Genomic DNA, 26121 nt, shown 5'->3' with positions numbered 1-26121 from the left:
CTTCACCAGAGGGCGATTCACCGGAGGGCGACGGACGGTGCCCTCACCAGAGGGCGATGGAACGGCTCAGGATCCCGGCGGCGTCGTCCTCGCCGACCGGGCGCGGGGCGGTGGCGAGCAGCCGCTGCTGCCTCATCGTCCCCTCCGCGAGCGCAGGGACGTCCGCCTCGGTGTATCCGACGCCGCCGATGCCGTTGGGCATCCCGACGTCGCGCATCAGCTTCGCCAGCACGCCGGGCAGGAACTCCGCGAGGTCGCCGGGCCTGTCGGCGGACGGGTCGAGCAGCTCGGCCGCCCGCAGATGCCGTTCCGGCTGCGCCTCGAAGGTGAACCTGAAGGCCTCGGGAGCGGTCAGCGCGACGGCCATGCCGTGCGGCACCATCGGCTCGTCCCCCGGGTAGCCCTCGGGACGGAAGTCCCTGACGCGCCCGGCGATCGGGTAGGCGTTGGCGTGCGGGATGTGCACGCCCGCGTTGCCGAACCCCAGCCCGGCGAACGTCGCCGCCAGCGCCATCCGACCCCTCGCCTCGGCGTCGTCCCCGTCGCGTACGGCCGCGCGGAAGGACCGCGCGAGCAACTGCAGCGCCCGCTCGGACCACATGTCGGCCACCGGGTTCGAGCCGCAGTACGGGACGCGCTCCTCGGGACGCTTGCGCTCGTAGGAGGTGTACGGGCGGGCGGTGTAGCTCTCCAGGGCGTGGCAGAGGATGTCCATCCCGGAGGCGGCGGTGACCCCCGAGGGCTGGGACATCGTCAGGTCCGGGTCGACGACCGCCAGGACCGGGCGGAGCCGGGCGTGGCTGATCCCCGTCTTGACCTTCAGTTCGAGCACGTCGAGCACGCAGATCGTGGTGCTCTCCGACCCGGTACCCGTGGTCGTGGGCACCGCGACCAGCGGCTTCAGTGGCCGTGACGGCGCCAGGCCGCCTCCCACGGGCGCGTTGACGTAGTCCATCAGCTCGCCCGGGTTGGTGGTGAGCAGGTTGACCGCCTTGGCGGTGTCGATGCTCGAACCGCCCCCGACGGCGACGAAGGCGTCCCACGGGCCGGAGGCGCGGGCGTGCTCGATGGCCGCCAGCAGGCTCTCGTCCGTCGGCTCGACGCGCACGCCGTCGTAGACGCGCGCCTCCATGCCGAAACCCGCGAGCTGGTCGGCGATCCGCTGCGGCGCGCCGGTCGCCGCCACCCCCGTGTCGGTGATGACGAGCACGCGGCGCACCCCGTACTGCCCGAGATCGAAGCCGATCTCGGCGGAGGCGCCCGTCCCGAACTTCAGGGCGGGGGCGCCGTAGGTGAAAACGGACTCGGGATTGCCCGGCGTACTGAACACGTCCGGCTCCTCTCTCACGGTTCCTGCCGGTGTCATCGGACGGGGGCCATCCGCGTCAGTGAGCATACCCAGCGGTATGTCGTCCCCGTCCACCACCCGCCCGCCGACCTTGGGGCAGGAGCCTTCGACGGGCGAGAGGTCCGGAGCCTTTCGCGGGCAAGGAACCTGCAAGCCAACGACAAGCCGGACTCCATATCGTCGCCGCCATGATGAAAAGAACGATCACGGTGGCCGCCGTCGCCGGAGCCGCCGTGCTGGCGGCCCAGTTCCCCGCGTCCGCGAGTTCCTCCACCGCGCTGCTCCGGCTGCGCGCGGGTTTGACCCTGGAGATCCCGAGCTCCTGGCGGGTGTACGGGACCGCGGACCGGGTCCAGGTGGTGACCGGTGCCTGCGCGCGGCCCAACGGCGGCTACTTCCAGCCCAGGTGTGACAGCTTCTGGGTCATGGGGCCGAAGGCCATCAAGACCGGCGACGAGGGCTTCGGGCGCTACAACCCCGACCAGAGCCCGTTCTATCCTGCCTCCGACGTGCAGCGCTGCCCGACCGACCCCAAGTACGGCCAGGTCATCGGCAAGGCGATCGTGGTCGGCTACCGGAACATCGGGGTGGCGCACAAGGCGCACTACCGGGTCTGGCCCGGCCGGTGCGTGTCGTACACCGGCGGCGAGCAGAAGTCGACGTTCAACCAGCGCGAGTGGTACCTGCCGCAGTCGAAGATCCTCATCGTCGACCAGTGGGCCACCCCCGGCCTGGCCACGATCCTGAAGAACGCGGCCTGGGCCAACTGACCGCTGTTCCCTTTTCCGGAACCGGAGCTCTGGCTTATCCGATCACCAGGAACCAGATCTCTGGTTATCCCGTCACCTTGAACCAGACCGATCCACCCGCGTCGTCGCGGTGCGAACCCCATTGAGCCGCGACCATCTCCACCAGCCACAGCCCCCGCCCGCCGTCGTCGTCGGTCTCCGGCACGCGCACGGCGGGCGCGCTCGCGTCGGACCCGTCGTCGGCGACCTCCACGTGGACCATCGTGGTGGTACGCGCCACGTAGACGGTCACCCGTCCATCCGCCGTACGCCCGGAGTCGGAGTGGGCCACCGCGTTCGTGGCCAGCTCGCTCAGCAGGAGCAGGACGTCGTCGAGCACCGAGGCCCCGACTCTCCCGGCGAGCAGATCGCGCACCCAGGCCCGAGCCTCCGGCACGGATTCGACCCGGCCGGGAAACGCCTTCCGCCACGCGCTGTACGGCTCACCCGCCCAGGGCATCGTCGAAGTTCCGCCACCGGGGCGTTCAGGGCGGTCGTCCTCTTTTCCCGTCGTATCCCTCTCGGATCTCACGCGGACACCGCTGACCTGATCATGTCGGCCGCGTTGTCGGCCTCGGCCCAGACCCATTCCCCGCGCTGCCACAGCCGCGCCCACCAGGGCCGCCAGACGAACGCCCACCCGCCGTAGCGCCGGACGACCGTGATCCTGACCAGTGCCGCGCCCGTCGCCGACCGGATCTCCAGAATCGGCTGCCCCGCCACCGGGAGGACCAGCGAGGTGCACACGCCGAGGCGATGCAGATCCCAGCCAAGCCGGGTCAGATGGACGAATCGCTCGTGCCGCTCGACCGCCGTCACACTCCTGTCCTCCGGGTGTTTCCAGCGAGCGCGATTGAGGCGTGAAAGGTCGCCGTTCTGATCGTTCATCACTCGTCTCGTCTCCGGTTTAAAGGCGATGGGATGCTTTCTTTTCCGTCCTGTCGAATCGAGAGGGCGTGTGCTTAGATTGCCCATGTGGCAGGTGAATTCATGGCCGGATTAGCACCTCGGAGGATGACCTGGAATGACGGGTAGGGGTTTCCCTATACCCGTGCCTGGAATAGCCGATAAGGCAAAAATCCGTTTTTCTCTATTTCGGGAGGAATGTGATGAGCGAAGAGGTGCCCCTGGACCCGGGATCCCCCCGAGCGCGCTTCGCCAACGAGATGCGCCGCCTGCGCGAGGCCGCGCAGCTCTCCCAGACCGCCGTGGCCTCACGCCTCGGCTGCACCCAGACCCAGGTGAGCCGCTTGGAGGGTGGCAGCCGCACCCCGTCGAAGTCCGACGCCGAGCGACTGGACCTGCTCTTCGGCTCCAACGGCAGCACGTACTTCACGGACCTGCGCGAGCACATCGTCGCCCGCTACGGCGGCCCGGTCTGGTTCATGAGTTGGGCACAGGAGGTCGAGCCGTTCGCCCTCGTCCTGCGCTGGTGGGATCCGCTGCTCATTCCCGGCCTCCTGCAGACCGAGGCGTACGCTCGAGCGATCTTCAAGCATGCCCCTCGGATCACCCCGGAGGAGATAGAGGAGCGGGTTAAGGGTCGGATGTTTCGTAAGAAAATCCTTGAAGGCGATAACCCCCCACTTTTTCTCGCCCTCATCGACGAAAGTGTGCTGCGCCGTAACGTCGGCGGCCCCGAAGTAATGCGGGAACAGCTTGGCTACTTACTGGAGGTCGCCCAGCGCCCCTCCATCTCCATCCAACTCGTTGATCGGCTCTGCCTCTCCGGAGTGATGGGCGCTTTCATGATCGCGGAACTTCCGGACGGGCAACCGGACGCGATTTATGCAGACTCTTCAGCGGAAGGACAGGTTTCGGCCGACCCCAGCGTCGTAACCCCGATATGGAATCGCTATGAAGCAATACGTGGATGGGCTTACCCTGAGCACATGTCCCTCAAAATGGTCGAGGAAGCGAGGCAGGAATGGATCTGAGTGTCGCGGTGTGGCGGAAGTCATCGCTCTCCGGAGACAACGGTGCTCAGTGTGTCGAGGTCGCCGTCAACTTGCCCGGTGCTATCGCGGTCCGCGACAGCAAGGACCCTGATGGCGCCAACCTGCTCTTCACTTCCGCCGGGTGGCGAGCCTTCGTCGGGGGCATCAAGTCCGGCGAGTTCGACTGAGTGAGGCGGGAATGGACCTGAGTGCCGCTGTGTGGCGGAAGTCATCGCGCTCCTCCGACAACGGGGGCCAGTGTGTCGAGGTGGCCGTCAACTTGCCGGGTGTGGTGGCGGTCCGCGACAGCAAGGATCCCCAGGGCCCCAAGCTCCTCTTCGCCCTCGCCAAGTGGCGAACTTTCGTCGATGGCGTCAGGATCGGTGAGTTCGACCGATTGGCCTGATGGGAAACACGACACGCGGCGCCGTCAAGCACCGGTCCGGCTTCCACAGGACAGGTGAGGCGATCGACGAGAGAGAGTACGCCTCCTTGGAGAAACTGCTCGATGACGAGACGTTGGAGCGCTCGCCGGTGGTGGCGAACCGCGTGATGAACCGGGAACGCGGGCTGACCGGTTCCAACGGGTACGGCCGGGAGTTGGGCATCGACGTGCTGGAGGTCCTGCGCGATCGGGTGCGGGCCGGGCGGCGGGTGCGCTGGCTCGACCTGTGTTGCGGTTCGGCCCGTGCTCTCTTCGAAGCCTCCCGCCACCTGGGGGACGAGGCGGAGATCGTCGGTGTCGACCTGGTCGACTTCTTCGCCGGGCCGTCACGCCCGCCGAAACTCCGGCTGGTCGCCGCGTCGATCACCGTCTGGGAGCCCGAGGAGCCTTTCGACCTGATCACCTGTGTTCACGGCCTGCACTACGTGGGTGACAAGCTCGGTGTCCTGTCGCGGGCCGCCGGCTGGCTGGCCGAAGACGGCCTGCTCGTCGGCAACCTCGATCTCCGGAGCATCCTGCGGGAGGACGGCGTGCCGGTGGGGCGCCGGTTGGCCTCGGCGTTGCGGGAGGCCGGGTTGGACCACGACTCCCGGCGTCGCCGGATTACCTGCCGGGGGCGGCGCGTCGTCGACCTGCCCTACCGCTATCTCGGTTCCGACGACCGCGCCGGACCCAACTACACCGGCCAGCCCGCGGTCGACTCCTACTACACCCATGGTTCGTGAAACCGGGCTCGGGCGTCATGGCCCGAACGGGTAGCGTCTGGTCTTCAGGCAGCACCGGCACACGAATGGGATTCCCGTGAAGAAGCTGATCGTCCGGCTCTGGAGGCTGATCGGCGGCTCGCTCCAGTGGCGCGTCGTCTGGCTTCGTCACGCCACGTTCATGGTCGGGGTGACCGGGATAGTGCGCGACAAGGACGGCAACGTCCTTCTTCTGAAGCACCGTTTCTGGCCCGAAGGCAGGCAGTGGGGTCTCCCGACCGGATACGCGAACAGGTCGGAGACCTTTGAGGACACGGTCTGCCGCGAAGTGGGGGAGGAGACCGGGCTGAAGGTTCACGTCGGAGAGCTGGTCCGCCTGAGGAGCGGCTACAGGCTGCGCCTGGAAGTGGCCTACGAAGCCGAGCTCATCGGCGGCACGCTCAAGATCGACGATTTCGAGATCCTGGAGGCGAGATGGTTCGCGCCGGACGATCTGCCGGGAGAGCTTCAGGAGTCACACCGTTTTCTCATCCGGCGTGAGCATATCTAGCGTCCCACGCTGGAAACCTGGCGCCCCGCCGTGTCCGGGGCGCGCCGCCGGAGCACCCGTCCCGATCCGGAAAACCTGCCCCGATCCGGCACACCCATCTCCCGGGCGCCCTTACCCGCTGTCCGGCTCTCGGCATGGCGTGATCATCATCCCGGTTAACGGCCTTGGGGTGCGGGCAACCGTGGACATTTTGTGTTGATATAAGCGCACACGCTGGCCTTATTGGGGTATTGCAAATTCTAGCCCCAATAATCATTTTCACGTTGCCGCGTGTCGCCTCATCGGGAAACCGTGCGCTGCTTACATTCGGGTAAGACACCCCAGTGGTGGGGTTAATCATGCCCAAAAGGGTGTAAGGGCCGTCAAATCGTGCGCAATCCAGAAAATGTGAGCGCGCGGCACGCGGTAGAGGTGCAGCGGACAGCCCACATCGAGCCGGACGGCGGCGCGAACCGGTGATCCGGAAATTCGGGAAATGTGGAGCGGAAGCGGGCGTACGAGATCTTTCGGGCGCCGAGAATCCTCGTCGAAAACTCCGATAATCGCGGCATGAATTCAAGAAATAGAGCAACAGGGAGAATGGCAATGTATCAGACGACCGGCATTGAATCGCATCAGGGCACCAAGTGCGGCACCGTACGGCGGCTGTGCCTCATCGCGGCGGGGATCAGCACGGCCCTGCCCCTGATCGTCTCCGTCCCGGCGCCGGTCGGGGCCACTTCGGCACTCAGGGAAACCACCCCTTCCCCCGCCGACAACTGCGTCGTCGACGTGGTCGCGGGAGCGACCAAGGCGAGCACGGAGCGGTGCTTCTCCACATTCACCGAGGCGATCCGATTCGCCACCGACGGCGCCATCACGAACGCCCCGCCGACCGCCATCGAGGGTGTGGACGACCCAGCCCTCAACGCACTACTCGGTAGCACCGAAAAGTCCGACGACCCGCAAGAGTCCACCGCTCCCGCCGGAGCCTTGATCGTGATCGGAATCGAGTACGAGCACGCGAACTACGGCGGTGCCTCATATACCTTCCGCGGCTCCCGGCGTTGCACCACCCCGACCACCGACATCGACTACTCGCTCAATCTTCCGCGGCACTGGTGGGACCGCATTTCCTCCTTCAGGAACTACAACAACTGCTTTACCAACCACTACGCCTTCTCGGGCTTCGTTCCCCCGTCGACCGGTTACCTGAATGACCGGGCGGTCATGCCGATCATCGGCGGCCGTAACTTCAACGACGACGCGCGATCGATCAGGTGGAGCTGACCGGCGGCGTCTCACCAACCTGAGCGGCGGCCCGCACGGGCCGCCGCTCGGCCCGCTCACGGGCGGTCGCGCCTGCGGTCACCGAACAGCCGGCCGCCCCAGCAGGCCGGCAACAGCCGGCCGAACAGCAAGCCGCGAGGAAGCCGGACAGACGGGCCTTCCCGCTCGGTGCCCGGCGCTCCACCCGCCGCCGACCGAAATGTCACCCGGGCCGGGGTACGGGCCCCGGGTTCAGGTGGCCGGCTGCTCGACGATGGAGTCGACCCGGTCGGGATAGAAGGCGACGTGGTCCTTGATCTCGGCGACGGCCGGGTACGGCGACTCGTAGAACCACACCGCGTCCACCGACTGCTTCCCGTCCACCGTGACGGTGTAGTAACTCGCGTCGCCCTTGAAAGGGCAGTAGGTGGCGGTGTCGGTCCGCTCCAGCAGTGAACGGTCGACGTCGGCGATCGGGACGTACTGCACCGGCGGGTACGACGCCTCCCGCAGCGTCAGCACGCGCTGCGAGTCGGCGACCACCTTGCCCCCCACCGAGACGACGACCCGGGCCGGGTTCGCCGTGATCGTGATCGGGTGACTGGGTCCGGGCTGCAGGATGGGCTTGTCGGTCATGACGGGAACCCCTTTCTGTCATGACCAGTCTGCCGGACCTCCGGATCGCGGTATCGCCACCCCGTCCACCGGCAGGGCGGTCACAGGCCGGTGGCGGTAGATGGGCGCGCGGGTACGGAACCCGGAGGCGTCCGCATCAGATGGACGGCGAGGAGGCTGACCCAGACGAAGCCGACCGTGATCGAGATCCGCTGGAACAGGCCGCCGAGATCGACGAATCCCTCGGTCTGCGAGAATCCCACGCCGGCCAGCACGAACGCGCCGATGAACACCAGGCCGCTGATCCCCGAGTAGACCGCCCAGCCGGGCTCGCCCCAGCCGGCGAAGCGCCGGGCGAACACGAAGCACGCGGCGGTCAGTGCGGCGAAGACGAGCAACGAGAACGGGAAGTCGTGGAGCCGGCCCTGCCAGCTGGACTCGCCCAGCGCGGGCGAGCCGGGCGGATAACCGCTGACCGGATCGGTCGGGAAGACGCCCGCGCCGATCAGCCCGATCGCGTACAGCCCGATCAGCAGCGGCCCCCAGGTCGAGCGCCGTTCAGGCGCGAGGAGGTCCCGGCGCAGGCCGACGGCGAAGACGAGCATCAGCAGGCCGGTGACGACGAAGTTGGCGACCTGCGTCCATCCGGACGGGCCGAGGGCCAGTGAGCTGACCGGATGACGCATCGGGTCGTAGTCGGCGCGGGTGGCCCCCTCGATCAGGAAGGCGATGACGAACAGGGGGCCGCCGACAGCCCCGCACAGGTAGGGGAGACCGACTCGCGGTGCCGTCGGTGTGTCCCTTGCCGGGGTACGCATCGATCCTCCTTGACGGGGGAGTCGTGGGGTGTCCGGGCGGAGATGCCGCGCGTCCATAGGGGACGTAGTATCCGACAGCCGGACGACCGGGGCTAGTGCGAGGACGTGATGTGAGCTTTGAACTCGGAGTCTGGCTCGGGGCCGAACCGATCACCGCGCAGGAGGCCCTTCGCCGGTATCTCGCCCGGGACGAGAGCGACGTCACGCCTGGTGAGTTCCGGCCTGAGGACGGCGTGGAGTCCGGTGAGCCTGGATCCGAGGACGGCGTGGAGTCCGGCGGGTTCCGGCCTGAGGACGGCGTGGAGTCCGGTGAGCCTGGATCCGAGGACGGCGTGGAGTCCGGCGGGTTCCGGCCTGAGGACGGCGTGGAGTCCGGTGAGCCTGGATCCGAGGACGGCGTGGAGTCCGGCGGGTTCCGGCCTGAGGACGGCGTGGAGTCCGGTGAGCCTGGATCCGAGGGCGACGTGGAGTCCGGCGGGTTCCCGTCTGAGGGTGACGTCGAGTCCGGCGGTTCGCGTCCGGAGAGCGATGCCGTGCCCGGTGGGCCGTGCCCGGAGGTGGCGGCCTTCTACGAGGAGCTGACGTCGCTCTTCCCCGATCTGACCGCCGAGAACTACGGGTCCTCGCCGTGGTCCGAGCCGCTGACCGTGGGTGAGCACTTCGTCTTGATGAGCGTGGTCTTTCCCCGCGCCGGGGAGGTGTGCGGGGTGGTCCTGGAGATGGCGCGGCGCCACCCCCTGGTGCTCTTCGAGCCGTAGGCCGACGCGGTGTACAGCGACCGTTCGAGCCGTAGGTCGACGTGACGTTCGCCGGCCGCAGGCCGGTCAGCGGCTGACCGCGTCGGCCGTGCCGACCGCGTCGGCCGGGCGCAGGAGGGCGAGGTCCGCCCGGCGGGGCAGGCTCTCCCAGTCGCCGTCGGCGGTGACGGCGAAGGCCCCCGCGGCGCAGGCCGTGGCCAGGCGCCGTTCGGGGTCCGCTCCGGCGAGGGTCTCGGCGATCCAGCCCGCGGCGAAGGCGTCCCCGGCGCCCACCGGGTCGAGCTCGGTGACCCGGTACGGTTCCGCGTGCCGTACGGCGCCGTCGGACAGCTCGATCGCGCCGAGGGCGCCGCGTTTGATGAGGACGTGGCGCGGGCCGAGGGACGACAGGGCTCCGGCCAGGGTGAGCGGGTCGTCGCCCTCGACGACCAGCCGGGCCTCGGCCTCGGTCGCGAACAGGACGTCCACGCCGGCGACGGTCTTCCGCAGCGAGGCGGACGCCTCGGCGGGCGTCCACAGGGCGCGACGGTAGTTGATGTCCATCGAGACGATCGCGCCCGCGTCGCGGGCCTCGGCGATCGCGGCCCGCACGGCCTCGGCGGCCGACGCCGACAGCGCGAGCGTGATGCCCGTGACGTGCAGCACGCGTGCCGAGCGGATCAGCGAGACGTCCAGGTCGGAGGGGCGCAGCCGGGACCCGGCGCTCGCCGAGCGGTAGTAGCGCACGTCGACCATCTCGGCCGTGCGCCTGCTTTTGATCATCAGGCCGGTGGGCGCCTCGGGGTCGACCCGCATCCCCCGCACGTCGACGCCCTCGCCGCTGAGCGTCGAGCGCAGCAGTTCCCCGAACTCGTCGGCGCCCACCCTGCCGATCCAGGCCGCGCGCCCGCCGAGGCGGGTGACGCCGATGGCCACGTTCGACTCCGCGCCGCCCACGCCGAGCCCGAAGTCGCGGGCGTGTCTGAGCGGGCCGGTGCGCCGCGCGGTGAACAGCGCCATGCTCTCGCCGAGCGTTACCAGGTCAGTCATGGAGAACGGTTCCTTTGGGAGTCGGAGGGCGGGTCCTGCCCGGCTTCGCCGGGCGTCGTGACGGGTTCGCGGAGCCGCCGGCCGTGCCCGGCCTCTCCGATCATCGGGTCGACCCGAGCTTCCTGGAGATGCGCAGGGCCGTCTCGGCCACCAGTGGCCCCAGTTCTCGTACCCGTGTGGCGGTGATCCGGGAGGTGAGGCCCGAGATGGAGATCGCGGAGGTGGCGACGTCGTTGTGGTTGAAGATCGGTGCCGCCACGCAGCGCACCTCGGGCTCGTTCTCCCGGTCGTCGACCGAGTAGCCGCGCTGCCGGATCCGGCCCAGCTCGGCGCGCAGGCGCGCGGCGTCGGTGATGGTGTACCGGGTGACGTTCGGCATCCCGGCGGCCACGATCTCCTCGACGGCCTCCTCCGGCTGCCAGGCGAGGATCGCCTTGCCCACGGCGGTGCGGTAGACGGGGGTGCGGCTGCCGATGCGCGAGGCCATGCGCACGTTGGTCTCGTTCTCGACCTTGTCGATGTAGACCACGTCGGGCGGGTCGTAGACCACGAGGTGGACGGTCTCCCTGGCCTCCGTCATCAGCCGGTGCGACTCCTCGGCGGCCACCGTCCGCAGGTCGAGTGTGGACAGGTAGGCCTGCCCGAGGTGGAGGGCGCCGCTGCCCAGCCGGTAGGCGCCGCTCCTGCGGTCGCGCTCCAGGAGCCTGGCCTCGACGAGCGGGACGGCCAGCCGGAGCACCGTGCTCTTGGACAGGCCGAGCGCCTCGGCGAGCCGGGTGAGCGACAGGCCGTGGCCCGCGCCCGCGTGGTCGCGTACGTGCGCGAGGACGGCGAGGGCGCGCCGGAGCGAGGCCGACTGGTTGCGTTCCGGAGCGGGCTCACTCATCGCGGCTTCCCATTGTGATCCGGCAATCGAATACCCGGTCAAGGTAGGCGAGTACGCCGCCTTGCGGCCACTTTGCAGCACAACGTTCTGCGGTGCACAACAAACCGGTGATCCACTTCCCGTGGCGGGCGAGGCTTCCTAAGGTCTGCCGCCAACGGGAGGAGACGCTTTTGAAGATCCTGAACGTGGCCGTGGCGGGTGTGGCCCTGCTGGCCCTCGCCGCGTGCGCGCCGTCCACCGCCCCCTCCGCGAGCGGCGGTGACGAGAAGGCCGGAACGCTGAGAGTCTGGCTCTTCGACGAGCCCAACCGCGCCCCCAAGGAGAAGGTCGTGGGGGAGGCGATCAAGGAGTTCACGGCAGCCAACGCGGGCGTGAAGGTCGAGGTCACCTACATCCCGACGACACCCGCGAGACACGAGAAGTTCAAGGGCGCCTTCAACGACCCGGCCAGCGCTCCCGACGTCGCGGAGTACGGCAACACCGACCTGGCCGAGTACGCCGCCGCGGGCGGTTTCGCCGACCTGAGCGCCGACTTCGCGAGCTGGCCGGACGCCAAAGACATCGGCACCGACCTGCTCGGGTCCGCGACCGTTGACGGCAAGGTCTACGGCCTGCCGTGGTACATCGGAATCCGGGCCCTCTACTACCGCACCGACGTCTTCGAGGAACTCGACCTCAAGCCGCCCACGACGGTCAAGGCCCTGACCGAGACCGCCCGCCGGATCCGCAAGGAGAAGCCCGACCTGTACGGCGTCGCCGTCGGCGGCGAGTACACCTTCGGCGCGCTTCCTTTCGTCTGGGACGCCGGAGGCGACGTCGAGAGCCTCGACAGCGAGGCCTCCCGCAAGGGTGTGAAGGCGTACACCGACCTGCTCGCCGACGACAACTGCCCGCCGCAGGCGTGCGCGAGCCTCACCGGCGGCAAGACCGTCGAGCTGTTCGCCAGCGGCAAGGCCGCCATGGGCATCCTGGGCAACTTCAGCAGGTCCGCGGTGGACGCGGGGGCCGCCGCGGGCAAGTACGCCGTCGTGCCGCTGCCGGGCACCGAGGAGGGCTCGATCGCCCCGGCCTTCTCCGGCGGCAACAACCTCGGCGTCATGAAGAACAGCGGGCACCGCTCGCTGGCGTTCAAGTTCCTGCAGCTGCTGGGCGGCAAGGCGTACCAGGCCAAGATGTACGAGGCCATGGGAAACCTGCCCACGCTGACCTCCGCGCGGGACGAGCTCGCGGCCTCGGACCCCTTCCTCAAGCCGTTCCTGGAGACCGTCGCGGCGGGCACCCGCTTCGTGCCGATCGACCCGGCCTGGGTGAAGATCGACAACCAGAAGGTCATCCCGACCATGCTGCAGAAGATCGCCACGGGGCAGTCCACCGTCGAGCAGGCCACCGAGGAGGCCGCCACGGCGGTGAAGACGGCGTTCGGCCGGTCATGACCAGCGCCGTCACGATCCCGGCGGACCCGGAAACATGATCACCGATGCGATGACCTCGCCGGGGCCGGAGACGCGGTCATGACCACTACCGCCACCACGGCGGCGGGCCCCGAGGCCGGGGCCCGCCGGGTGGCGCCGCGTCCGGGGCGCGGGCTCAGGCCATGGCTCTACCTGCTGCCCTCGGCGGCCGTGCTGCTGCCGCTCTTCGGCTACCCGATCTACATGCTCGGCCTGCTGTCGGTGTTCGACTACCGGCAGGCCCAGGTCAGCGGGGGAGAGCCGACGAGGTTCATCGGCTTCGAGAACTACGCGACGCTCCTGGGCGACCAGCGCTTCTGGTCGGTGCTGGCGCAGACCGTGGTGTTCGCCGCGGCCCTGGTGATCGCGACCCTGGCCGTCGGCGCGACCCTGGCCGTCGTGCTCACCAGGGCGGGCCGGGTGCCCCGGCTGCTGCTGTCGCTGGCGGCCATGGCCGCCTGGGCCGCGCCCGCCATGACCGGCTCGACGGTCTGGATGTTCCTCTTCGACGCCGACCTGGGCCTGGTCAACCAGGTCCTCGGTATCGAGGGCTACAACTGGTTCTACGACAAGTGGGTGACCTTCGGGATCGTCGGCGCCACGGTGGTCTGGCACTCCTTCCCGTTCGTCATGGTGACCCTCTACGCCGGGATCCAGGCCGTCCCGGTCTCCGTCCTGGAGGCGGCCTCCCTGGACGGCGCCTCCGCGTGGAGCTCGTTCTGGCGGATCATCGTGCCGATGCTGCGGCCGCTGATCACGATCGTGGTCATCCAGTCGATCATCTGGGACTTCAAGATCTTCACGCAGATCTACGTGATGACCAACGGCGGCGGGATAGCGGGGCAGAACTCGGTGCTCAACGTCTACGCGTACCAGACGGCGTTCGGCTCCTCGGAGTACGGGCTCGGCTCGGCGATCGGCGTCGTCATGACCCTGATCCTGCTCGCGGTCACCCTCTTCTACATCCGCGCCCTCTACCGTACGGGGGAGAGGCTGTGAGCAGGTCCCGCCTGGCAGCCAACGTCGTGGCGCTGGTCACCGCGTTCGTCACCTTCTTCCCGATCTACTGGATGGTGCTCTCCGCGCTCAAGCCCACCGGGGAGATCCAGTCTCTCGAGGTGCGCCCGTGGACCCTGGCGCCGACCCTCGACCACTTCCGGCGGGTGCTCGGCGGCGAGAACTTCGGCCGCTACTTCCTCAACAGCCTGGGCGTCGCCCTGACGGTCGTCGTCCTGTCCGCCCTGGTGGCCTTCCTCGCCGCGGTCGCGGTGACCCGGTTCCGCTTCCGGTTCCGTACGACCGTGCTGATCATGTTCCTGGTGGCGCAGATGGTGCCGGTGGAGGCGCTCACCATCCCGCTGTTCTTCCTCGTCCGCGACCTCGGCGCGGTGGTGCCCGGCGTGGGACTCAACACCCTGGGCTCGCTCGTCCTGGTCCACCTGGCGTTCTCACTGCCGTTCGCCATCTGGATGATGAGGGGGTTCGTGGCCGCGGTGCCCGAGACGCTGGAGGAGGCCGCGATGATCGACGGTGCGAGCCGGCCGGTGATCCTGTGGCGGATCATCTTCCCCCTCGTCGCGCCGGGACTGGTCGCCACGAGCGTCTTCTCGTTCATCACCGCCTGGAACGACTTCATCTTCGCCAGGACCTTCATCATCTCGGCCAGGGACAACCAGACGCTGCCCGCGGCCCTGCTGGTCTTCTTCAAGCCCGACGAGAACGACTGGGGCGGCATCATGGCGGCCTCGACGCTGATGACCATCCCCGTGCTCATCTTCTTCGTGGCCGTGCAGCGCAGGCTGGTCGCCGGCCTGGGCGGAGCGGTGAAGGACTGACACCCGCCCGGCCTCGTTCTTCCGTATACCGATAATTTTTGCCTGGACCAGGGCAGAACTGTCCCTCGGGATGGTTGACAGGCCAAAATTGGTCCGTGGTCAGGATCGGATCGGTAGAGATGAGCGATTGCGAGCGTGGGCAACTTCCGCCACTTCTGGGCCAGCTGTTCGCCGACGGAGCCGACGGAGCCGAGGGGAGCGACGGGACCGGCGGTGGCGGAGGCCGGAGGCTCTCGGTGGAGCTGCCGCCGGGGGACGTGGTGTGGCCCGACCCCGGTTACGCTCAGCTCGCGATCCGTCGCCGTCCGGCGTTCTGGCTCAGTGAGGTGGCCGTCTCCGGCGAGTACTGGGCCCGGTTGAGGGCCCAGCACGAGCAGTCGGGCCTGTGGCCGATCCTGCTGGAGGACTCCGTCCAGCCCTGGTCGGCAGGCCAGATCGCCCCGGACACCCCCGTCGAGATCGACAACTACCACGCCGCCGCGTTCATGGCCGAGGTGTGGTCCGACTGGATCGCCAAGGCCGACATCGAACAGCTCGAACTGCTCGAACCCTTCGGTCCCGAGTGCCCGGGACCGGCCCCGTCGGGAAGGCTCGCCGCCGATCCCGGCGTGGTCGCCGACTGGTACGCCGGACTGGTGGCCGAGCGCAGGACCCCGCTCGGGCTCGTCGCGGTCGAGCGCGGGGCCGACGCCCTGGCCGTCATGGGCTGGCAGGGCGCCCTGAACCACAACGAGTGGATGGTCCCGCTCGCGGCCGTCGTGCGGAGCTGGGAGGACAGGTTCGGGGTGCGGGTGGTCGGCATGGGTTTCAACACCCTTGACCTCAGCGTCGCCGCGCCCCCGACGACCTCCGAGCACGCCCTGCACGTCGCCGCCGAGCACTGGACGTTCTGCCCCGACAGCATCATCCAGGGGGCGGGGAACCTCGTCGACTACGCCGAGCAGATCAAGGGCAGGAACGCCTGGTCATTCTGGTGGGACTGACCGGACGGGGCCGACCCGAGGGGTGTGGATTCCCCCGCGGATTTTCCCGTTGACCCCTCCGTCGATTCTTTCGCCGACTCCTTCGTGTGGATCTCCCGGTGTGGTGCCCGGGGAGGGGTTCGCGAAGCCGGACCGCGAGGTCGAGAGGACATTCGTGCTGGTAGGGCGGATGTTGGCCTGGCGGGGTGCTCGATGAGGCTTTCTTGAAGCTTGTAGGTAGATCTTCTGGGGTTTTCATGGCGTTTGCTTTGCTTTGTCCGATTTGGCAGGTAGTGTCCACTGTTATCGGAAGGCGACCTGCCCTTCACAAGAGGGAGCGGCCGGCCGACGTCGAATCCCGAGGGCCCACAGGGCCCCGGAGCCGGGGAACCACTTTTCCGGGGTGAATCCGCCGCGAACGCGCGGCGGTAGGGCAACTCCACCGCCCGAACCCGTCAGCTAACCCGGTAGACGAGATGGAGAGGAGATCCCCTCATGGATCACCGCGTCACCACGTCGGTGCACCCCCTGTCCGCGCCGACCACCTGAACTTTCATACCGCCCCGTCCCCCCCGTCCCCCCGGACCTTGCCGCCGCGCCTGATCGCGGTACTTCCAAGACTGTGCTCCGCGTAGCAATCGACTGATCCGGCTACGCACCTTTTCCGACGAGCGCGTCCCCGCCAGTGCACCCCTTCGGTGTGTCGCACATGGCCGCCCCGTTTCCTCGCGAAAGAGCTTCTTCTCCATGCACCCTTTCTTTGGCCTGCACAAGAACAGCCTGCAGAAGTCCAGTGTGAGCAAGCACCTCCCGTGTAAGAACGCCCCCCTCAAGCGCGGTCTCGTCACCGCCACCATCGTCGGTGTGAGCGTCCTCGCCTCCGGCGGCGTCGCCTCCGCGCTTCCCGCTCCCGCCTCCACCCGCCTCGCCGACCCCGTGGTCGGCGCTCCGGCCGGTGCCGAGGCCGTTCTCCTCCAGGGTTCGACGAGAGCCTCCTACTTCTGGGACGACTCCTCCGGCCGGGCCGGTGACACCGGACTGCCCGCCAGCGGCAAGCCGATGCAGAAGGGCATGATCGCCAGCCCGAGCTGGCCCCTGCTCACCGAGGGCTACATCCTCTACAAGGGCCAGAAGGCCAAGTTCTTCGTCGGCGACCGCGGTCCGGGCAACCCCTCGAACCAGGGCGTCATGGTCGACATCGACGCCAAGACCTTCGCCGACCTGACCGGCGGCACCTTCAACGCCGGCACGCTCGGCGTGGACGGCAACGGCGGCATGGGTCACATCGACATCAAGTACGTCATCACCAAGTGGGGCGACGGCACGGGAGTGAAGAACCTCCCCGTGGCGTTCTCCACCGGCGCCTGGAGCCGCAGGGACACCAGGCCGGCCCAGCCGCCGGCGACCATCTTCGCCATGGCGAGGCAGCTGGGGATCGGCCTGCAGACCCAGCAGGTGAGCGCCGCGGCACGGCCGTGGATCGGCAAGCCCAAGGTCATGATCGAGCCCGCCTCCGTGCGCGTCCCCGACGACGTGATCGCCGCCGGTGTCCGCGCCGCCAAGCTCGGCGCGGGGAAGAGCTGACCCGCCGGCGCGAAAGGCTCGCCTGACACGCGAGGGACGGCCCTCGCGTGAAGGGCCTGAGGAAGGGCCGGTTCTCCGCACGAGGACCGGTCTGTGGAAAGACCGGTCCGCTTGCCGCGGACCGGTCTGACGAGGGACCGACCCGCTCGCGTGGGGGCGGTCCCGGGACACCGGCGCGGACCACCCCGCCGGTGTCGCGCTTTTTCCCGAATGGCATTCTGTCCCGCAGCACCAGCACGGACGGCAGCGGACGGTAGGAGCGCCATGACCCTGCGAGCCCCGGCGAACGGCATCGAGATCGCCTACGACACCTTCGGCTCTCCGGGGGCCCGCCCCCTCCTGCTGATCACGGGCCTCGGCTGCCAGATGATCCAGTGGGACGAGAGGTTCTGCGCGCTGCTCGCGGACCGGGGGTGCCACGTGGTGCGCTTCGACAACCGCGACAGCGGCGAGAGCACCCACCTGAGCGAGGCGGGGACGCCCGCCCTGGACGGGAGCGGGGAGGTCCCCTACCTGCTGGACGACATGGCCGACGACGCCGCCGGGCTGCTCGACGCGCTCGGCTGGGACTCCGCCCACGTGGTCGGCCTCTCGATGGGCGGGATGATCGCGCAGTCACTCGCGATCCGCCACCCGCACCGGGTGCGCAGCCTCACCTCGATCATGTCCACGCCGAGCCCGCAGGCCGCCCTGCTGACCGACCCGGACCTGCTCATGCCGGCCTTCACGCCCGACCGCGAGAGCGCGATCCGGCGGGCCCTCGACAACTGCGCGGCCGTCGGCTCGCCCGGCTACCCGTTCGACCGGGAGTGGAACGCCGAGATCGCCGGGCTGGGCTACGACCGGTCGTACGACCCGGCGGGCACGGCCAGGCAGGTGACCGCGATCATGGCCTCCGGTGACCGCGCGCCGAGGCTCAAGGAGCTCACGCTCCCGGCTCTCGTACTGCACGGGGAGGACGACCCGCTCGTTCCCCTGCCCGCGGGGATCGCCACGGCCGACGCGATCCCGGGCGCCCGGCTGATGACCTTCCCCGGCATGGGTCACGACCTGCCCGGCGAGCTCTGGCCCTCCTTCGTCGACGCGATCGACGAGCTCACCACCTCCGCGGACCCAGGACGGTGACCTCCGGCACGCCCGCCACCGCCCTTCCCTGGCGGTGATTCCGGGCATGCCCGCCACCGTCCTTCCCGCGCGGTGACCTCAGGCATGCCCGTCGCCGTCCTCACGGCACGGTGATTTCCGACGCGCCCGCCGTCGTCCTCACGGCACGGTGGGCCCCGGTGCGGTCCGCGCCTCCCGGGGCACGGGCCGCACCGGAGGGTCAGACTTCGAGCTTCTCCTCGATGCCGCGCAGGATGTGCCGCGCGAGCGCGAGGTTGGCCCGGTTCCGGTCGAGGGCCAGGTAGAGGAACAGGCCTTTGCCGCTCCGGCCCGAGATCGGGCGGATCACGTGGTACTGCGTGCCGAGCGTGATGAGGATGTCCTCGATGCCGTCCTTGAGGCCGAGCGACTCCATGGTCCGCAACTTGGCCTTGACGACCTCGGTGTTACCGGCGGCCGCCACCTGGAGGTCGAGATCCTTGGACCCGCCGAGCGCGCCCAGCGCCATCCCGCTGTTGTAGTCGACGACGACCGCGCCGATGGCACCGTCGATCGTCATCATCTCCTTGAGTGAGATGTCCATGTTGCCCATTGCTGTCTCCGATCACTGGGGTATCGATGTGCGCGAGCTGATGGCGGCCAATCTGGCGGCCGTCTTGCGGCCCTCCAGCCGGAGCAGCCCGAGGTTGGTCCCCGGGCGCGCCAGGACTGTGAGAACGATCTTGGGTCCGGCGGCGTAGAACGCCGCGTAGCCGTTGGTGCCGGAGATCAGCGTCTCCTCGAAGGTGCCCTTGCCCGCCATGCTCGTCATCCGGCGGCTGAGGGCCAGCACCGCGGAGGAGAGCGCGCCGGTCTGCTCGGTGTCGCTTCTCAGGTCGCTCGCTATCGTCAGACCGTCGACGCTGCACGCGATGCTCCCGTCCACGTCCGGTATACGTTCTCGCAGCATCGCCATCTCGCGGCGTATCTCCTCGCGAAGTTCCACCGGCATCCTCCTTCCGATCAGCTTCAGCGTCCGCAGTCTTATCGGCATGTGACCGGGCTCAAGTCATTGCCTCCAATGCGTTCCTGAGCCGGATGAGCAGGTTGACGTCGGCCGGGTCCCCGTTCGCCCTGGGGAGCCACTCCGACGTCTCAGGAGAGCCCGTCCCGGCGGCCGGGATCTCCGTGGCACCCCTCGTCCGCCTGGGCAGCGGCTCCCGCGCCTCGGGGGCCTCGGGCGGAGCGGGCTCCGGGGTGCGGAGCAGCCCGGACGAGGCGAGCTGCCGTACGGCGAGTAGCACCGAGTACGCGGGGCGACCCAGCTTGCGCGCCAGGTCGGCCGGGGTCGCCGTGGAGTCGGCGCCGACCAGCACCTCCCACTGGAGCGGGCTCAGCACCACCCGCTGGGCGCTGATGCGCTCAAGCGGGACGACCGGGAGCGTGTCCAGCTCCGCGGACGGCCAGGTCTGTTCCAACTGTGCCTTCCTCCGCTCGCACTCCCGGAGCAGGCCGGTCGCGTCGAAGTACCACTGCGGTCCGAGCCAGTGCCGCTCTCCCCGCCGGAATCTGGGCCGGTGCCCGGTGGCCTGCAGCAGGAAGTACGCGGCGTCCAGCACGGTGCTCAGCACGCAGAACTCCAGCTCACCCCTGGTGAGCAGGCCCTGCGCGACCAGCCGCTCGCCACCCGTCGGCCGGGGGGCACCCGGCTCCGGCGGCGGGCGGGTGGCGGCCTGCCTGGCCTGCCGTACGGCGTGGGCGGATATCCCGCGGCAGGCGCCCAGCAGGTCCTCCAGGCGGGGGGCGGACACGCTCTCGGCGTAGGTCACGCGGCCGTCGGTGAGGTAGATGACGCCCGACTTGCCGAGCCGCAGGGAGCCGGTGGCGTGGTCGGCGGCGAGCCCGCTGAGGATGTTCTCGACGCTCGGCATGATTTCACGTCGATATCAGACGGCCGGAAAGGGCCTGGAGCCGGTGGCGGGCCAGTGCCAGGTTCGAGCGTTCGAGATCGAGCCTGACGTAAATGACCAGCGGGCCGTCGAAAAGCGTTTCCAGCGGCCTCAGTAAATGGTGGCCGCCGTCCGTGGTTATGATCATGTCGTTGATCCGGACCGTGCCGCCGGGCGAGGCGACGGCGAGCCCGTCGAGCGTCGCGCGCAGGGTCTCGCTCAACCCCGCGGCCGATCTCTCCACGTCGGCGTGGCGGCTCGCTCCGCCGGTGGCCACGGCGGTCCCGCTGGTCTGATCGATGAGGATCGCGTCCAGGGCGCCGGGGATGGCCATTACCTCGGTGAGGCAGTCTTCGATTCCGAGCACGTGCTCTCCCTCGCCAGCGACTTCAAGCGTCGCCCGGTCAGCGTAGGGAAAACCCTCGGAAACCAGCCTTCCTGGCTAGGGCTTTGATAGGAGAAGACATACGATTCACCAACCGGGGGGGAAGTTATACACCCCGGGTGGAAATCAACCCGTTGGTTCGTCGGTGATGAGTGCCTTTTCGTCCGGCTTGAAAACGAGAATGTTCTTCACGTAGGAATTCACCGCGGCGGGCAGGCCGACGTCGTTCCCGGCCTCCTCCGACATGTACCAGCGGTGGTCGAGCACCTCGTGGAAGAACTGGGCGGGCTCCAGCTTGCCCCGTAGCTCCTGGGGCACGGCCAGCACCGTGGGCTGGAAGACCTCGGCCAGCCAGCGGTGGGCCACGATCGCCTCGTCCTCGTGACGAAGGCCGTGCGACACGCGGAAGGAGTCGAGGTCGTTGAGGAGGCGTCTGGCCTGGTTCTCCTCCACGTCCAGACCGGTCAGCCGCAGCAGCCTGCGCTGGTGGTGCCCGGCGTCCACGACCTTGGGCCGGACGATCAACCGCCCGGTGCCCGCCTTGCGGCGGACCATCATCTCCGCGACGTCGAACCCCAGGGAGTTCAGCCGGCGGATCCGCTGGTCGATCATGTGCCAGTCGACCTCGTCGATGATGTCGTCGGAGGTGAGCTCGCCCCACAGGCGGTGGTAGCGACGGCAGACCGAGTCGGCGACCTGCTCGGGGTCGATCGAGGGGTGCAGCAGCTCGCCCGCCTCCAGGTCGAGCATCTCGCCGAAGATGTTGGTGTGCGCCACCTCGATGTCGTACAGCCGCTGGCCCTCGCTGATCATGGGGTGCAGCTCGCCGGTCTCCGCGTCGACCAGGTAGGCGGCGAAGGAGCCCGCGTCCCGGCGGAACAGGACGTTCGACAGCGAGCAGTCGCCCCAGTAGAAGCCGCTGATGTGCAGCCGTACGAGCAGCACGGCCAGGGCGTCGAGCAGGCGGTTCAGCGTCTCCGGCCGGATCGTCCCCGACATGACCGCGCGGTAGGGCAGGGAGAACTGCAGGTGCTGGGTGACGAGCGCCGAGTCGAGCGGCTCGCCGTCGGCGTCGGTCCGCCCGGTGACCACGGCCACCGGCTCGACGGACGGGGTGTCCATCCGGCTCAGGTCCCACAGCAGGCGGTATTCGCGCTTGGCGTAGTACTCGCTGATCTCCTTGATCGCGTACACCCTGCCCGACAGGCGGGCGAAGCGCACCACGTGCCGGGAGATGCCGCGGGGCAGGGAGACCAGCCGGTGCTCGGGCCACCGCTCCAGCGGGACGTCCCAGGGCAGGCGGATGAGGTCCGGATCGCTCGGGGCGCCGGTGAGCTGGAGGGGCATGAAATCGGTCCTCGCGACGGGAAGTCCGGCGGTGTGCCGGTCGGGCGGGTGGTCGTACCGGGGGCGGTTCTCACGGCGAGGCGGCGGGGGTGGACGTGGGGGAGTCGACGGCCGTACCGGTCGTGCCGTGGTCAGTCCGCGCGGCGGGGGAAGGTGGGCGGGTCGAGGGCGCGCCGGACCACGGCGGCGAGCTGCTCCTCGGTGAGCACGCGGGGCTCGCCGACGCTCCTGGCCCGGACGTAGACCTCGCAGAGCCACTCCAGCAGCCGGGTCGCCTCGAAGGCCCCGTCCAGGTCGTCGCCGATCGTGACCCCGCCGTGGTTGGCCATCAGCGCGGCACGCCTGTCCTTGAGGGCGGCCCTGACGGAGGCGGCGAGCTCGGGGGTGCCGTAGGTGGCGTACTCGGCGACCCTGACGGTCCCGCCGAGCAGCAGGACGTTGTAGTGGATCGGCGGCAGCTCGCTCATGGTCGTGGCGACCACGGTGCCGAAGACGGAGTGGGTGTGCACGACGGCCCCGGCGCCGGTGGTCGTATAGACCGCCAGGTGCATGGGGGTCTCCGACGACGGCGGCAGGTCGCCCTCGACGAGGTGCCCGTCGATGTCGACGACCGGGCAGGCCTCGGGTTCCAGCCGGTCGAGGGCGACGCCGCTGGGTGTCACGGCGACCAGATCGCCCGCGCGCACGCTGAGATTTCCCGCGGTCCCGACGACCAGTCCGGTCGCGGCGGCCCGGCGGCCGTACTCGCACAGCAGTCGGCGCTGATCGGGCAGCAACATGTCGTCAAAAGTAGGGGGTTGCGGTACCGGGCGGCAAACCCCCATTATCTGGTCTAGACCGGTTGCTGCTCATTGGCGGCCGGCAGGCATGGTTCCTTTACCTCTCCGCGGGCCGCGGGTCAATGGCCTGCGAGGAAATATCGGCTACTATGTGCCGTTCTGTCATTGGATTGCACTTCCCTGGCGTTTGGTTTCTACCGGATATGTCGCGAGGACATCACGGCTCGGTCTAGACCGGATACGAGCTCTTGACGGTGGACTCCGGGGGTACGTACCTTCGGGCAAACGTTTAGGAAACTTTCCTAATTGATCCCCCGCCCAGGAGGGTTACATGTCCAACTCGGCCCGTACGCCCGGAGATATCACCAGGCGGCAGCTGCTCCGCCGGATCGGCATGACCGCCCTGATCGCCGGCCCCGGCGCCGGGCTGCTCACCGCCTGCGCCACCGGCGGCGGCGCGGCGCCCGCGTCCTCGGCCTCCGCGGCCCCCTCCGCGGGCGGTGCGGTCTCCGTGAAGAACCCGTTCGGCGTCGCCGCCGACGCGCCGCTTGAGGTCGTCATCTTCAAGGGAGGCCTTGGCGACAGCTACGCGACCGAGGTCCACGAGCCGCTGTACAAGAAGGCGTTCCCGCAGGCGCAGATCAAGCACGTCGCCACCCAGCAGATCGCGCAGACCCTGCAGCCGCGGTTCGCCGGCGGCGACGTCCCCGACATGATCGCCAACTCCGGCACCGACCTGATGGACAACGGCGCCCTGCAGCAGGAGGGCCAGCTCCTGGATCTCACCGAGCTGTGGGACGCCCCCTCGATCGACGACCCGAGCAAGAAGGTGCGCGACATGGTCGCGCCGGGCACCGTCGAGTCCGGCCTCATCGCCGGCAAGCCGTATCTGATGAACTACGTCTTCTCCGCGTACGGCCTCTGGTACGATTCCGCGCTGTTCGAGAAGAACGGCTGGACCCCGCCGAAGACCTTCGAGGAGTTCAAGGCCTTCGCCGAGAAGGCCAAGGCCGCCGGGATCACCCCCTTCGCGTACGCGGGCAAGAACGCCGCCTACTACGCGTACTGGATGATCCTCATCTCCGCCGCGAAGATCGAGGGCAACCAGATCCTGGTCGACGTCGACAACCTCGTCGACGGTGTCTGGCAGCGCGACGCCATGAAGCAGTCCGCCGCCGCCTGGGCCGAGATCGCCAAGTACATGGACAAGTCCTTCGAGGGCCTGATCCACACCGAGGTGCAGCTCCGCCAGAACCAGGGCAAGGTCGCCCTGTACCCCTCCGGCTCCTGGCTGGAGAACGAGCAGAAGGCCCAGACCCCGGAGACCTTCAAGTACGCGCTGACGCCCACCCCCAGCGTCACCGCCGCCGACAAGCTGCCGTTCGAGGCCATCCGCGCCGCCGCGGGCGAGGCCTACATCGTCCCCGCCAAGTCCAAGAACCCCAAGGGCGGCCTGGAGTACCTGCGCATCATGCTCTCCAAGGAGGGCGCGAAGGGCTTCACCGAGAAGTCGGGCAACATCACCGTGGTGACCGGTGCCGCCGACGGCCTGGAGCTGTCGCCCGGCAACGCGAGCCTCAGCGCCGCGCAGACCGCCGCCGGCCAGAACGTCGTCACCTTCAGCAGCTTCGAGAACTGGTACAAGGAGTTCGAGACCGAGCTGCGCAAGCAGACCAACGCGCTCATGTTCGGCCGCATCTCCGCTGACGAGTTCTGCGAGAAGATGCAGAAGGCGGCCGACAAGACCAAGGCCGACTCGTCCATCACCAAGCAGAACCGGACGGTGTAGCTCCCGATGCGGCAGGGCAAGTATCCGTTCATCGTCGGCTTTCTCGCCGCGCCGGTCCTCCTCTACGTGGTCTTCGTGATCAGCCCGTACATCCAGGCTTTCTACATCTCGATGACCAACTGGAAGGGCATTTCGGCGAACCCCCAGTTCATCGGCCTGGAGAACTTCACGAGGCTCTTCGACGACGAGGTCTTCTGGGCCGCGGTGCGACACCACGGTGTTCTGTTACTTGTCATGCCGCTGGTCACGATCGTGATCGCCCTGTTCTTCGCCTTCCTGCTCAACCTGAGCGGCGGGCAGCGGGGCGGCCAGATGACCGGGATCTGGGGTTCGAAGGTCTACCGCGTGATCTTCTTCCTGCCCCAGGTCCTGGCCGTGGCCATCGTCGGCGTGCTCTTCCAGGCGATCTACCGTCCCGACGGCACCGGCGTGATCAACGGCCTGCTCGGCAAGTTCGGCGTCGAGCCGGTCGGCTGGCTCATCGATCCGGACATCGCCCTGCTGTCGATCATCGCCGTGATGGTCTGGCAGGCCGTCGGCTTCTACGTGGTCCTGTTCTCGGCCGGCATGTCCTCCATCCCCAAGGACGTGTTCGAGGCCGCCGCGCTGGACGGCGCGGGCCGGTTCACGCTGTTCTTCAAGATCACGATCCCGCTGCTGTGGGACACCATGCAGGTCGCCTGGGTCTATCTCGGCATCGCCGCGTTCGACGCCTTCGCCCTGGTCCAGGTCCTCTCGGTCGACCGGGGCGGGCCCGACAACTCCACGACGGTGCTGCCGATGGAGATCTGGCGTACGGCGTTCAACTTCTCCAAGTTCGGTTACGCGTCGGCGATGGGCGTGGCGCTGTTCTTCATGACCATCACGTTCGCCGCCCTCACCCTGCGCGTGACCCGGCGCGAGAGGATCGAGTTCTGATGGCCACGGACACGGCTCGCAAGCCCGCCTCCCGCCCCTCCGCCCCCGCGCACGTCAGGCGCCGCGCGAAGAACCCGCTCGGAGCCTTCGGCGCGCTGTCCCACGTCGCGCTGCTGGTCTGGGCGCTCCTGATCATCGGCCCGATCCTCTGGACGTTCCTGTCCTCCTTCAAGACCAACACCGAGATCTTCGGGGACGCCATCACCCTTCCGGCCTCCTTCGGCTGGGACGCCTGGGGCCGGGCCTGGGAGAAGGCCCACATCGGCCAGTACATGCTGAACACCGTCTTCGTGGTGGCGTGCAGCACGGCGGGCACCATGCTCCTGGGCTCGATGGCCGCGTACGTGCTGGCGCGCTACACCTTCCCCGGCAACAGGCTGATCTACTTCCTGTTCGTGTCGGGCATGACGTTCCCGGTCTTCCTCGCGCTGGTCCCGCTGTTCTTCGTGGTGAAGAACCTCGGCCTGATCGACACCCATCTCGGCCTGATCCTGGTCTACATCGCCTACTCGCTGCCGTTCACCGTCTTCTTCCTGTCGGCGTTCTTCAAGACGCTGCCCACCTCGGTGGCCGAGGCGGCGATGATGGACGGCTGCTCGCACACCCGGACGTTCTTCCAGGTCATGATGCCGATGGCCAAGCCGGGCCTGATCAGCATCACGATCTTCAACATCCTGGGTCAGTGGAACCAGTATCTCCTGCCGATCGTGCTGCTCTCCGGCAACGTCGAGGACAAATGGGTGATCACCCAGGGTGTCGCCAACATCTCCACCAGCGCCGGGTACGAGGCCGACTGGCCGGGCCTGTTCGCCGCGCTGAGCATGGCCATCATCCCCGTCATGATCATTTACATCATCTTCCAGCGCCAGATCCAGTCGGGCCTGACCTCCGGCGCCGTCAAGTGACCGGATCC

General features: G+C 68.5%; 30 protein-coding genes and 1 riboswitch. Of the genes, 17 read left to right on the top strand and 13 right to left on the bottom strand.

Annotation, left to right across the window (positions count from 1 at the left end; translation table 11 throughout):
* Positions 1-43 precede the first annotated feature (43 nt).
* Positions 44-1330 (bottom strand): hydroxyacid-oxoacid transhydrogenase, encoded by a 1287-nt coding sequence (locus ACSDR0_RS01240; RefSeq protein WP_435286811.1) that lies wholly within the window; start codon positions 1328-1330, stop codon positions 44-46.
* 206 nt (positions 1331-1536) lie between these two features.
* Here ACSDR0_RS01240 and ACSDR0_RS01235 point away from each other — a divergent pair, with 206 nt between their 5' ends.
* Complete coding sequence (locus ACSDR0_RS01235) at positions 1537-2118, top strand: hypothetical protein (protein ID WP_435286810.1); 582 nt, start codon at positions 1537-1539, stop codon at positions 2116-2118.
* Positions 2119-2182: 64 nt separating this feature from the next.
* On the opposite strand, the gene ACSDR0_RS01230 is transcribed toward ACSDR0_RS01235, so the two are convergent.
* Positions 2183-2596 carry an ATP-binding protein gene (locus tag ACSDR0_RS01230; RefSeq protein ID WP_435286809.1) on the bottom strand — a complete coding sequence of 138 codons (414 nt, stop codon included), beginning with the start codon at positions 2594-2596 and terminating at the stop codon, positions 2183-2185.
* Between the two features lie 68 nt (positions 2597-2664).
* Positions 2665-2955 (bottom strand): hypothetical protein, encoded by a 291-nt coding sequence (locus tag ACSDR0_RS01225; RefSeq protein WP_435286808.1) that lies wholly within the window; start codon positions 2953-2955, stop codon positions 2665-2667.
* 290 nt (positions 2956-3245) lie between these two features.
* Here ACSDR0_RS01225 and ACSDR0_RS01220 point away from each other — a divergent pair, with 290 nt between their 5' ends.
* From ACSDR0_RS01220 to ACSDR0_RS01195, 6 genes are all read left to right on the top strand, one after another.
* Positions 3246-4073 carry a helix-turn-helix domain-containing protein gene (locus ACSDR0_RS01220; protein ID WP_435286807.1) on the top strand — a complete coding sequence of 276 codons (828 nt, stop codon included), beginning with the start codon at positions 3246-3248 and terminating at the stop codon, positions 4071-4073.
* Positions 4064-4261, top strand: a complete 198-nt coding sequence (locus ACSDR0_RS01215; RefSeq protein ID WP_435286806.1) for a DUF397 domain-containing protein — start codon at positions 4064-4066, stop codon at positions 4259-4261. The genes ACSDR0_RS01220 and ACSDR0_RS01215 overlap by 10 nt, the downstream gene beginning before the upstream one ends.
* A gap of 11 nt (positions 4262-4272) precedes the next feature.
* A complete protein-coding gene (locus ACSDR0_RS01210) occupies positions 4273-4479 on the top strand; it encodes a DUF397 domain-containing protein (RefSeq protein WP_435286805.1) in 207 nt (68 codons plus the stop codon).
* Positions 4479-5243 carry a class I SAM-dependent methyltransferase gene (locus ACSDR0_RS01205; protein ID WP_435286804.1) on the top strand — a complete coding sequence of 255 codons (765 nt, stop codon included), beginning with the start codon at positions 4479-4481 and terminating at the stop codon, positions 5241-5243. The genes ACSDR0_RS01210 and ACSDR0_RS01205 overlap by 1 nt, the downstream gene beginning before the upstream one ends.
* A gap of 76 nt (positions 5244-5319) precedes the next feature.
* Complete coding sequence (locus tag ACSDR0_RS01200) at positions 5320-5772, top strand: NUDIX domain-containing protein (protein WP_435286803.1); 453 nt, start codon at positions 5320-5322, stop codon at positions 5770-5772.
* Between the two features lie 585 nt (positions 5773-6357).
* A complete protein-coding gene (locus ACSDR0_RS01195) occupies positions 6358-7041 on the top strand; it encodes a hypothetical protein (protein ID WP_435286802.1) in 684 nt (227 codons plus the stop codon).
* 231 nt (positions 7042-7272) lie between these two features.
* Here ACSDR0_RS01195 and ACSDR0_RS01190 read toward each other — a convergent pair whose 3' ends face one another.
* Positions 7273-7656 carry a DUF427 domain-containing protein gene (locus tag ACSDR0_RS01190; RefSeq protein ID WP_435286801.1) on the bottom strand — a complete coding sequence of 128 codons (384 nt, stop codon included), beginning with the start codon at positions 7654-7656 and terminating at the stop codon, positions 7273-7275.
* A gap of 80 nt (positions 7657-7736) precedes the next feature.
* On the bottom strand, positions 7737-8453 hold the full coding sequence (locus ACSDR0_RS01185; protein WP_435286800.1) for a DUF998 domain-containing protein: 717 nt from the start codon (positions 8451-8453) through the stop codon (positions 7737-7739).
* Positions 8454-8563: 110 nt separating this feature from the next.
* On the opposite strand from ACSDR0_RS01185, the gene ACSDR0_RS01180 reads away from it, so the two are divergent.
* Positions 8564-9211, top strand: a complete 648-nt coding sequence (locus tag ACSDR0_RS01180; RefSeq protein ID WP_435286799.1) for a hypothetical protein — start codon at positions 8564-8566, stop codon at positions 9209-9211.
* Positions 9212-9277: 66 nt separating this feature from the next.
* On the opposite strand, the gene ACSDR0_RS01175 is transcribed toward ACSDR0_RS01180, so the two are convergent.
* Both ACSDR0_RS01175 and ACSDR0_RS01170 read right to left on the bottom strand, forming a co-directional pair.
* Positions 9278-10240 carry a sugar kinase gene (locus tag ACSDR0_RS01175; RefSeq protein WP_435286798.1) on the bottom strand — a complete coding sequence of 321 codons (963 nt, stop codon included), beginning with the start codon at positions 10238-10240 and terminating at the stop codon, positions 9278-9280.
* Positions 10241-10340: 100 nt separating this feature from the next.
* Positions 10341-11126 carry an IclR family transcriptional regulator gene (locus ACSDR0_RS01170; RefSeq protein WP_435286797.1) on the bottom strand — a complete coding sequence of 262 codons (786 nt, stop codon included), beginning with the start codon at positions 11124-11126 and terminating at the stop codon, positions 10341-10343.
* 170 nt (positions 11127-11296) lie between these two features.
* Here ACSDR0_RS01170 and ACSDR0_RS01165 point away from each other — a divergent pair, with 170 nt between their 5' ends.
* The 6 genes from ACSDR0_RS01165 to ACSDR0_RS01140 all read left to right on the top strand — a co-directional run bounded on the left by ACSDR0_RS01165 (position 11297) and on the right by ACSDR0_RS01140 (position 18083).
* Entirely contained in the window at positions 11297-12559 is a 1263-nt protein-coding gene (locus tag ACSDR0_RS01165; protein WP_435286796.1) for an extracellular solute-binding protein, read from the top strand.
* A 78-nt stretch (positions 12560-12637) separates the two neighbouring features.
* Positions 12638-13576, top strand: coding sequence for a carbohydrate ABC transporter permease (locus tag ACSDR0_RS01160; protein ID WP_435286795.1), 939 nt, complete (start codon positions 12638-12640; stop codon positions 13574-13576).
* Positions 13573-14412, top strand: a complete 840-nt coding sequence (locus ACSDR0_RS01155; RefSeq protein ID WP_435286794.1) for a carbohydrate ABC transporter permease — start codon at positions 13573-13575, stop codon at positions 14410-14412. Before ACSDR0_RS01160 ends, ACSDR0_RS01155 begins: the two co-directional genes overlap by 4 nt.
* 95 nt (positions 14413-14507) lie before the next feature.
* Positions 14508-15395: a DUF4253 domain-containing protein gene (locus tag ACSDR0_RS01150; protein ID WP_435286793.1), complete on the top strand. Its 888-nt coding sequence runs from the start codon at positions 14508-14510 to the stop codon at positions 15393-15395.
* A gap of 318 nt (positions 15396-15713) precedes the next feature.
* Positions 15714-15863: riboswitch (cyclic di-AMP (ydaO/yuaA leader) on the top strand.
* A 258-nt stretch (positions 15864-16121) separates the two neighbouring features.
* On the top strand, positions 16122-16958 hold the full coding sequence (locus ACSDR0_RS01145) for a hypothetical protein (RefSeq protein WP_435286792.1): 837 nt from the start codon (positions 16122-16124) through the stop codon (positions 16956-16958).
* Between the two features lie 264 nt (positions 16959-17222).
* Positions 17223-18083 (top strand): alpha/beta fold hydrolase, encoded by an 861-nt coding sequence (locus ACSDR0_RS01140; RefSeq protein WP_435286791.1) that lies wholly within the window; start codon positions 17223-17225, stop codon positions 18081-18083.
* A 199-nt stretch (positions 18084-18282) separates the two neighbouring features.
* On the opposite strand, the gene ACSDR0_RS01135 is transcribed toward ACSDR0_RS01140, so the two are convergent.
* From ACSDR0_RS01135 to ACSDR0_RS01110, 6 genes are all read right to left on the bottom strand, one after another.
* Positions 18283-18654 (bottom strand): hypothetical protein, encoded by a 372-nt coding sequence (locus tag ACSDR0_RS01135; RefSeq protein ID WP_435286790.1) that lies wholly within the window; start codon positions 18652-18654, stop codon positions 18283-18285.
* 12 nt (positions 18655-18666) lie between these two features.
* The gene (locus tag ACSDR0_RS01130) at positions 18667-19053 is read right to left on the bottom strand and encodes a roadblock/LC7 domain-containing protein (RefSeq protein ID WP_435286789.1); all 387 of its coding nucleotides are present in this window, start codon (positions 19051-19053) and stop codon (positions 18667-18669) included.
* Positions 19054-19105: 52 nt separating this feature from the next.
* Positions 19106-19972 carry a hypothetical protein gene (locus ACSDR0_RS01125; RefSeq protein ID WP_435286788.1) on the bottom strand — a complete coding sequence of 289 codons (867 nt, stop codon included), beginning with the start codon at positions 19970-19972 and terminating at the stop codon, positions 19106-19108.
* 4 nt (positions 19973-19976) lie between these two features.
* Positions 19977-20357, bottom strand: coding sequence for a roadblock/LC7 domain-containing protein (locus ACSDR0_RS01120; protein WP_435286787.1), 381 nt, complete (start codon positions 20355-20357; stop codon positions 19977-19979).
* 144 nt (positions 20358-20501) lie between these two features.
* On the bottom strand, positions 20502-21722 hold the full coding sequence (locus ACSDR0_RS01115) for a DUF4032 domain-containing protein (protein WP_435286786.1): 1221 nt from the start codon (positions 21720-21722) through the stop codon (positions 20502-20504).
* Between the two features lie 131 nt (positions 21723-21853).
* The gene (locus ACSDR0_RS01110) at positions 21854-22501 is read right to left on the bottom strand and encodes a class II aldolase/adducin family protein (protein WP_435286785.1); all 648 of its coding nucleotides are present in this window, start codon (positions 22499-22501) and stop codon (positions 21854-21856) included.
* Positions 22502-22832: 331 nt separating this feature from the next.
* Between ACSDR0_RS01110 and ngcE the strand changes: the two genes are divergently transcribed.
* From ngcE to ACSDR0_RS01095, 3 genes are read left to right on the top strand one after another with little or no spacing between them, the layout of a single operon-like run.
* Positions 22833-24290 (top strand): N-acetylglucosamine/diacetylchitobiose ABC transporter substrate-binding protein, encoded by a 1458-nt coding sequence (ngcE, locus tag ACSDR0_RS01105; RefSeq protein WP_435286784.1) that lies wholly within the window; start codon positions 22833-22835, stop codon positions 24288-24290.
* Positions 24291-24296: 6 nt separating this feature from the next.
* Positions 24297-25208, top strand: coding sequence for a carbohydrate ABC transporter permease (locus ACSDR0_RS01100; RefSeq protein WP_435286783.1), 912 nt, complete (start codon positions 24297-24299; stop codon positions 25206-25208).
* Positions 25208-26113: a carbohydrate ABC transporter permease gene (locus ACSDR0_RS01095; RefSeq protein WP_435286782.1), complete on the top strand. Its 906-nt coding sequence runs from the start codon at positions 25208-25210 to the stop codon at positions 26111-26113. The genes ACSDR0_RS01100 and ACSDR0_RS01095 overlap by 1 nt, the downstream gene beginning before the upstream one ends.
* The last annotated feature ends 8 nt before the right edge of the window (positions 26114-26121 follow it).

Origin of the sequence: Streptosporangium sp. G11 (genome assembly GCF_051192615.1) — a bacterium.
Lineage (GTDB): Bacteria > Actinomycetota > Actinomycetes > Streptosporangiales > Streptosporangiaceae > Streptosporangium.
This window is presented reverse-complemented; position numbering and strand designations above follow the sequence as displayed.

Excerpts from the sequence above, each read along its gene's own strand:
- ACSDR0_RS01235 (WP_435286810.1), top strand. The coding sequence starts at position 1,537 with ATGATGAAAAGAACGATCACGGTGGCCGCCGTCGCCGGAGCCGCCGTG.
- ACSDR0_RS01230 (WP_435286809.1), bottom strand. The coding sequence starts at position 2,596 with ATGCCCTGGGCGGGTGAGCCGTACAGCGCGTGGCGGAAGGCGTTTCCC.
- ACSDR0_RS01220 (WP_435286807.1), top strand. The coding sequence starts at position 3,246 with ATGAGCGAAGAGGTGCCCCTGGACCCGGGATCCCCCCGAGCGCGCTTC.
- ACSDR0_RS01215 (WP_435286806.1), top strand. The coding sequence starts at position 4,064 with ATGGATCTGAGTGTCGCGGTGTGGCGGAAGTCATCGCTCTCCGGAGAC.
- ACSDR0_RS01210 (WP_435286805.1), top strand. The coding sequence starts at position 4,273 with ATGGACCTGAGTGCCGCTGTGTGGCGGAAGTCATCGCGCTCCTCCGAC.
- ACSDR0_RS01205 (WP_435286804.1), top strand. The coding sequence starts at position 4,479 with ATGGGAAACACGACACGCGGCGCCGTCAAGCACCGGTCCGGCTTCCAC.
- ACSDR0_RS01195 (WP_435286802.1), top strand. The coding sequence starts at position 6,358 with ATGTATCAGACGACCGGCATTGAATCGCATCAGGGCACCAAGTGCGGC.
- ACSDR0_RS01190 (WP_435286801.1), bottom strand. The coding sequence starts at position 7,656 with ATGACCGACAAGCCCATCCTGCAGCCCGGACCCAGTCACCCGATCACG.
- ACSDR0_RS01185 (WP_435286800.1), bottom strand. The coding sequence starts at position 8,453 with ATGCGTACCCCGGCAAGGGACACACCGACGGCACCGCGAGTCGGTCTC.
- ACSDR0_RS01175 (WP_435286798.1), bottom strand. The coding sequence starts at position 10,240 with ATGACTGACCTGGTAACGCTCGGCGAGAGCATGGCGCTGTTCACCGCG.
- ACSDR0_RS01170 (WP_435286797.1), bottom strand. The coding sequence starts at position 11,126 with ATGAGTGAGCCCGCTCCGGAACGCAACCAGTCGGCCTCGCTCCGGCGC.
- ACSDR0_RS01160 (WP_435286795.1), top strand. The coding sequence starts at position 12,638 with ATGACCACTACCGCCACCACGGCGGCGGGCCCCGAGGCCGGGGCCCGC.
- ACSDR0_RS01145 (WP_435286792.1), top strand. The coding sequence starts at position 16,122 with ATGCACCCTTTCTTTGGCCTGCACAAGAACAGCCTGCAGAAGTCCAGT.
- ACSDR0_RS01140 (WP_435286791.1), top strand. The coding sequence starts at position 17,223 with ATGACCCTGCGAGCCCCGGCGAACGGCATCGAGATCGCCTACGACACC.
- ACSDR0_RS01135 (WP_435286790.1), bottom strand. The coding sequence starts at position 18,654 with ATGGGCAACATGGACATCTCACTCAAGGAGATGATGACGATCGACGGT.
- ACSDR0_RS01130 (WP_435286789.1), bottom strand. The coding sequence starts at position 19,053 with ATGCCGGTGGAACTTCGCGAGGAGATACGCCGCGAGATGGCGATGCTG.
- ACSDR0_RS01125 (WP_435286788.1), bottom strand. The coding sequence starts at position 19,972 with ATGCCGAGCGTCGAGAACATCCTCAGCGGGCTCGCCGCCGACCACGCC.
- ACSDR0_RS01115 (WP_435286786.1), bottom strand. The coding sequence starts at position 21,722 with ATGCCCCTCCAGCTCACCGGCGCCCCGAGCGATCCGGACCTCATCCGC.
- ACSDR0_RS01110 (WP_435286785.1), bottom strand. The coding sequence starts at position 22,501 with ATGTTGCTGCCCGATCAGCGCCGACTGCTGTGCGAGTACGGCCGCCGG.
- ngcE (WP_435286784.1), top strand. The coding sequence starts at position 22,833 with ATGTCCAACTCGGCCCGTACGCCCGGAGATATCACCAGGCGGCAGCTG.
- ACSDR0_RS01100 (WP_435286783.1), top strand. The coding sequence starts at position 24,297 with ATGCGGCAGGGCAAGTATCCGTTCATCGTCGGCTTTCTCGCCGCGCCG.
- ACSDR0_RS01095 (WP_435286782.1), top strand. The coding sequence starts at position 25,208 with ATGGCCACGGACACGGCTCGCAAGCCCGCCTCCCGCCCCTCCGCCCCC.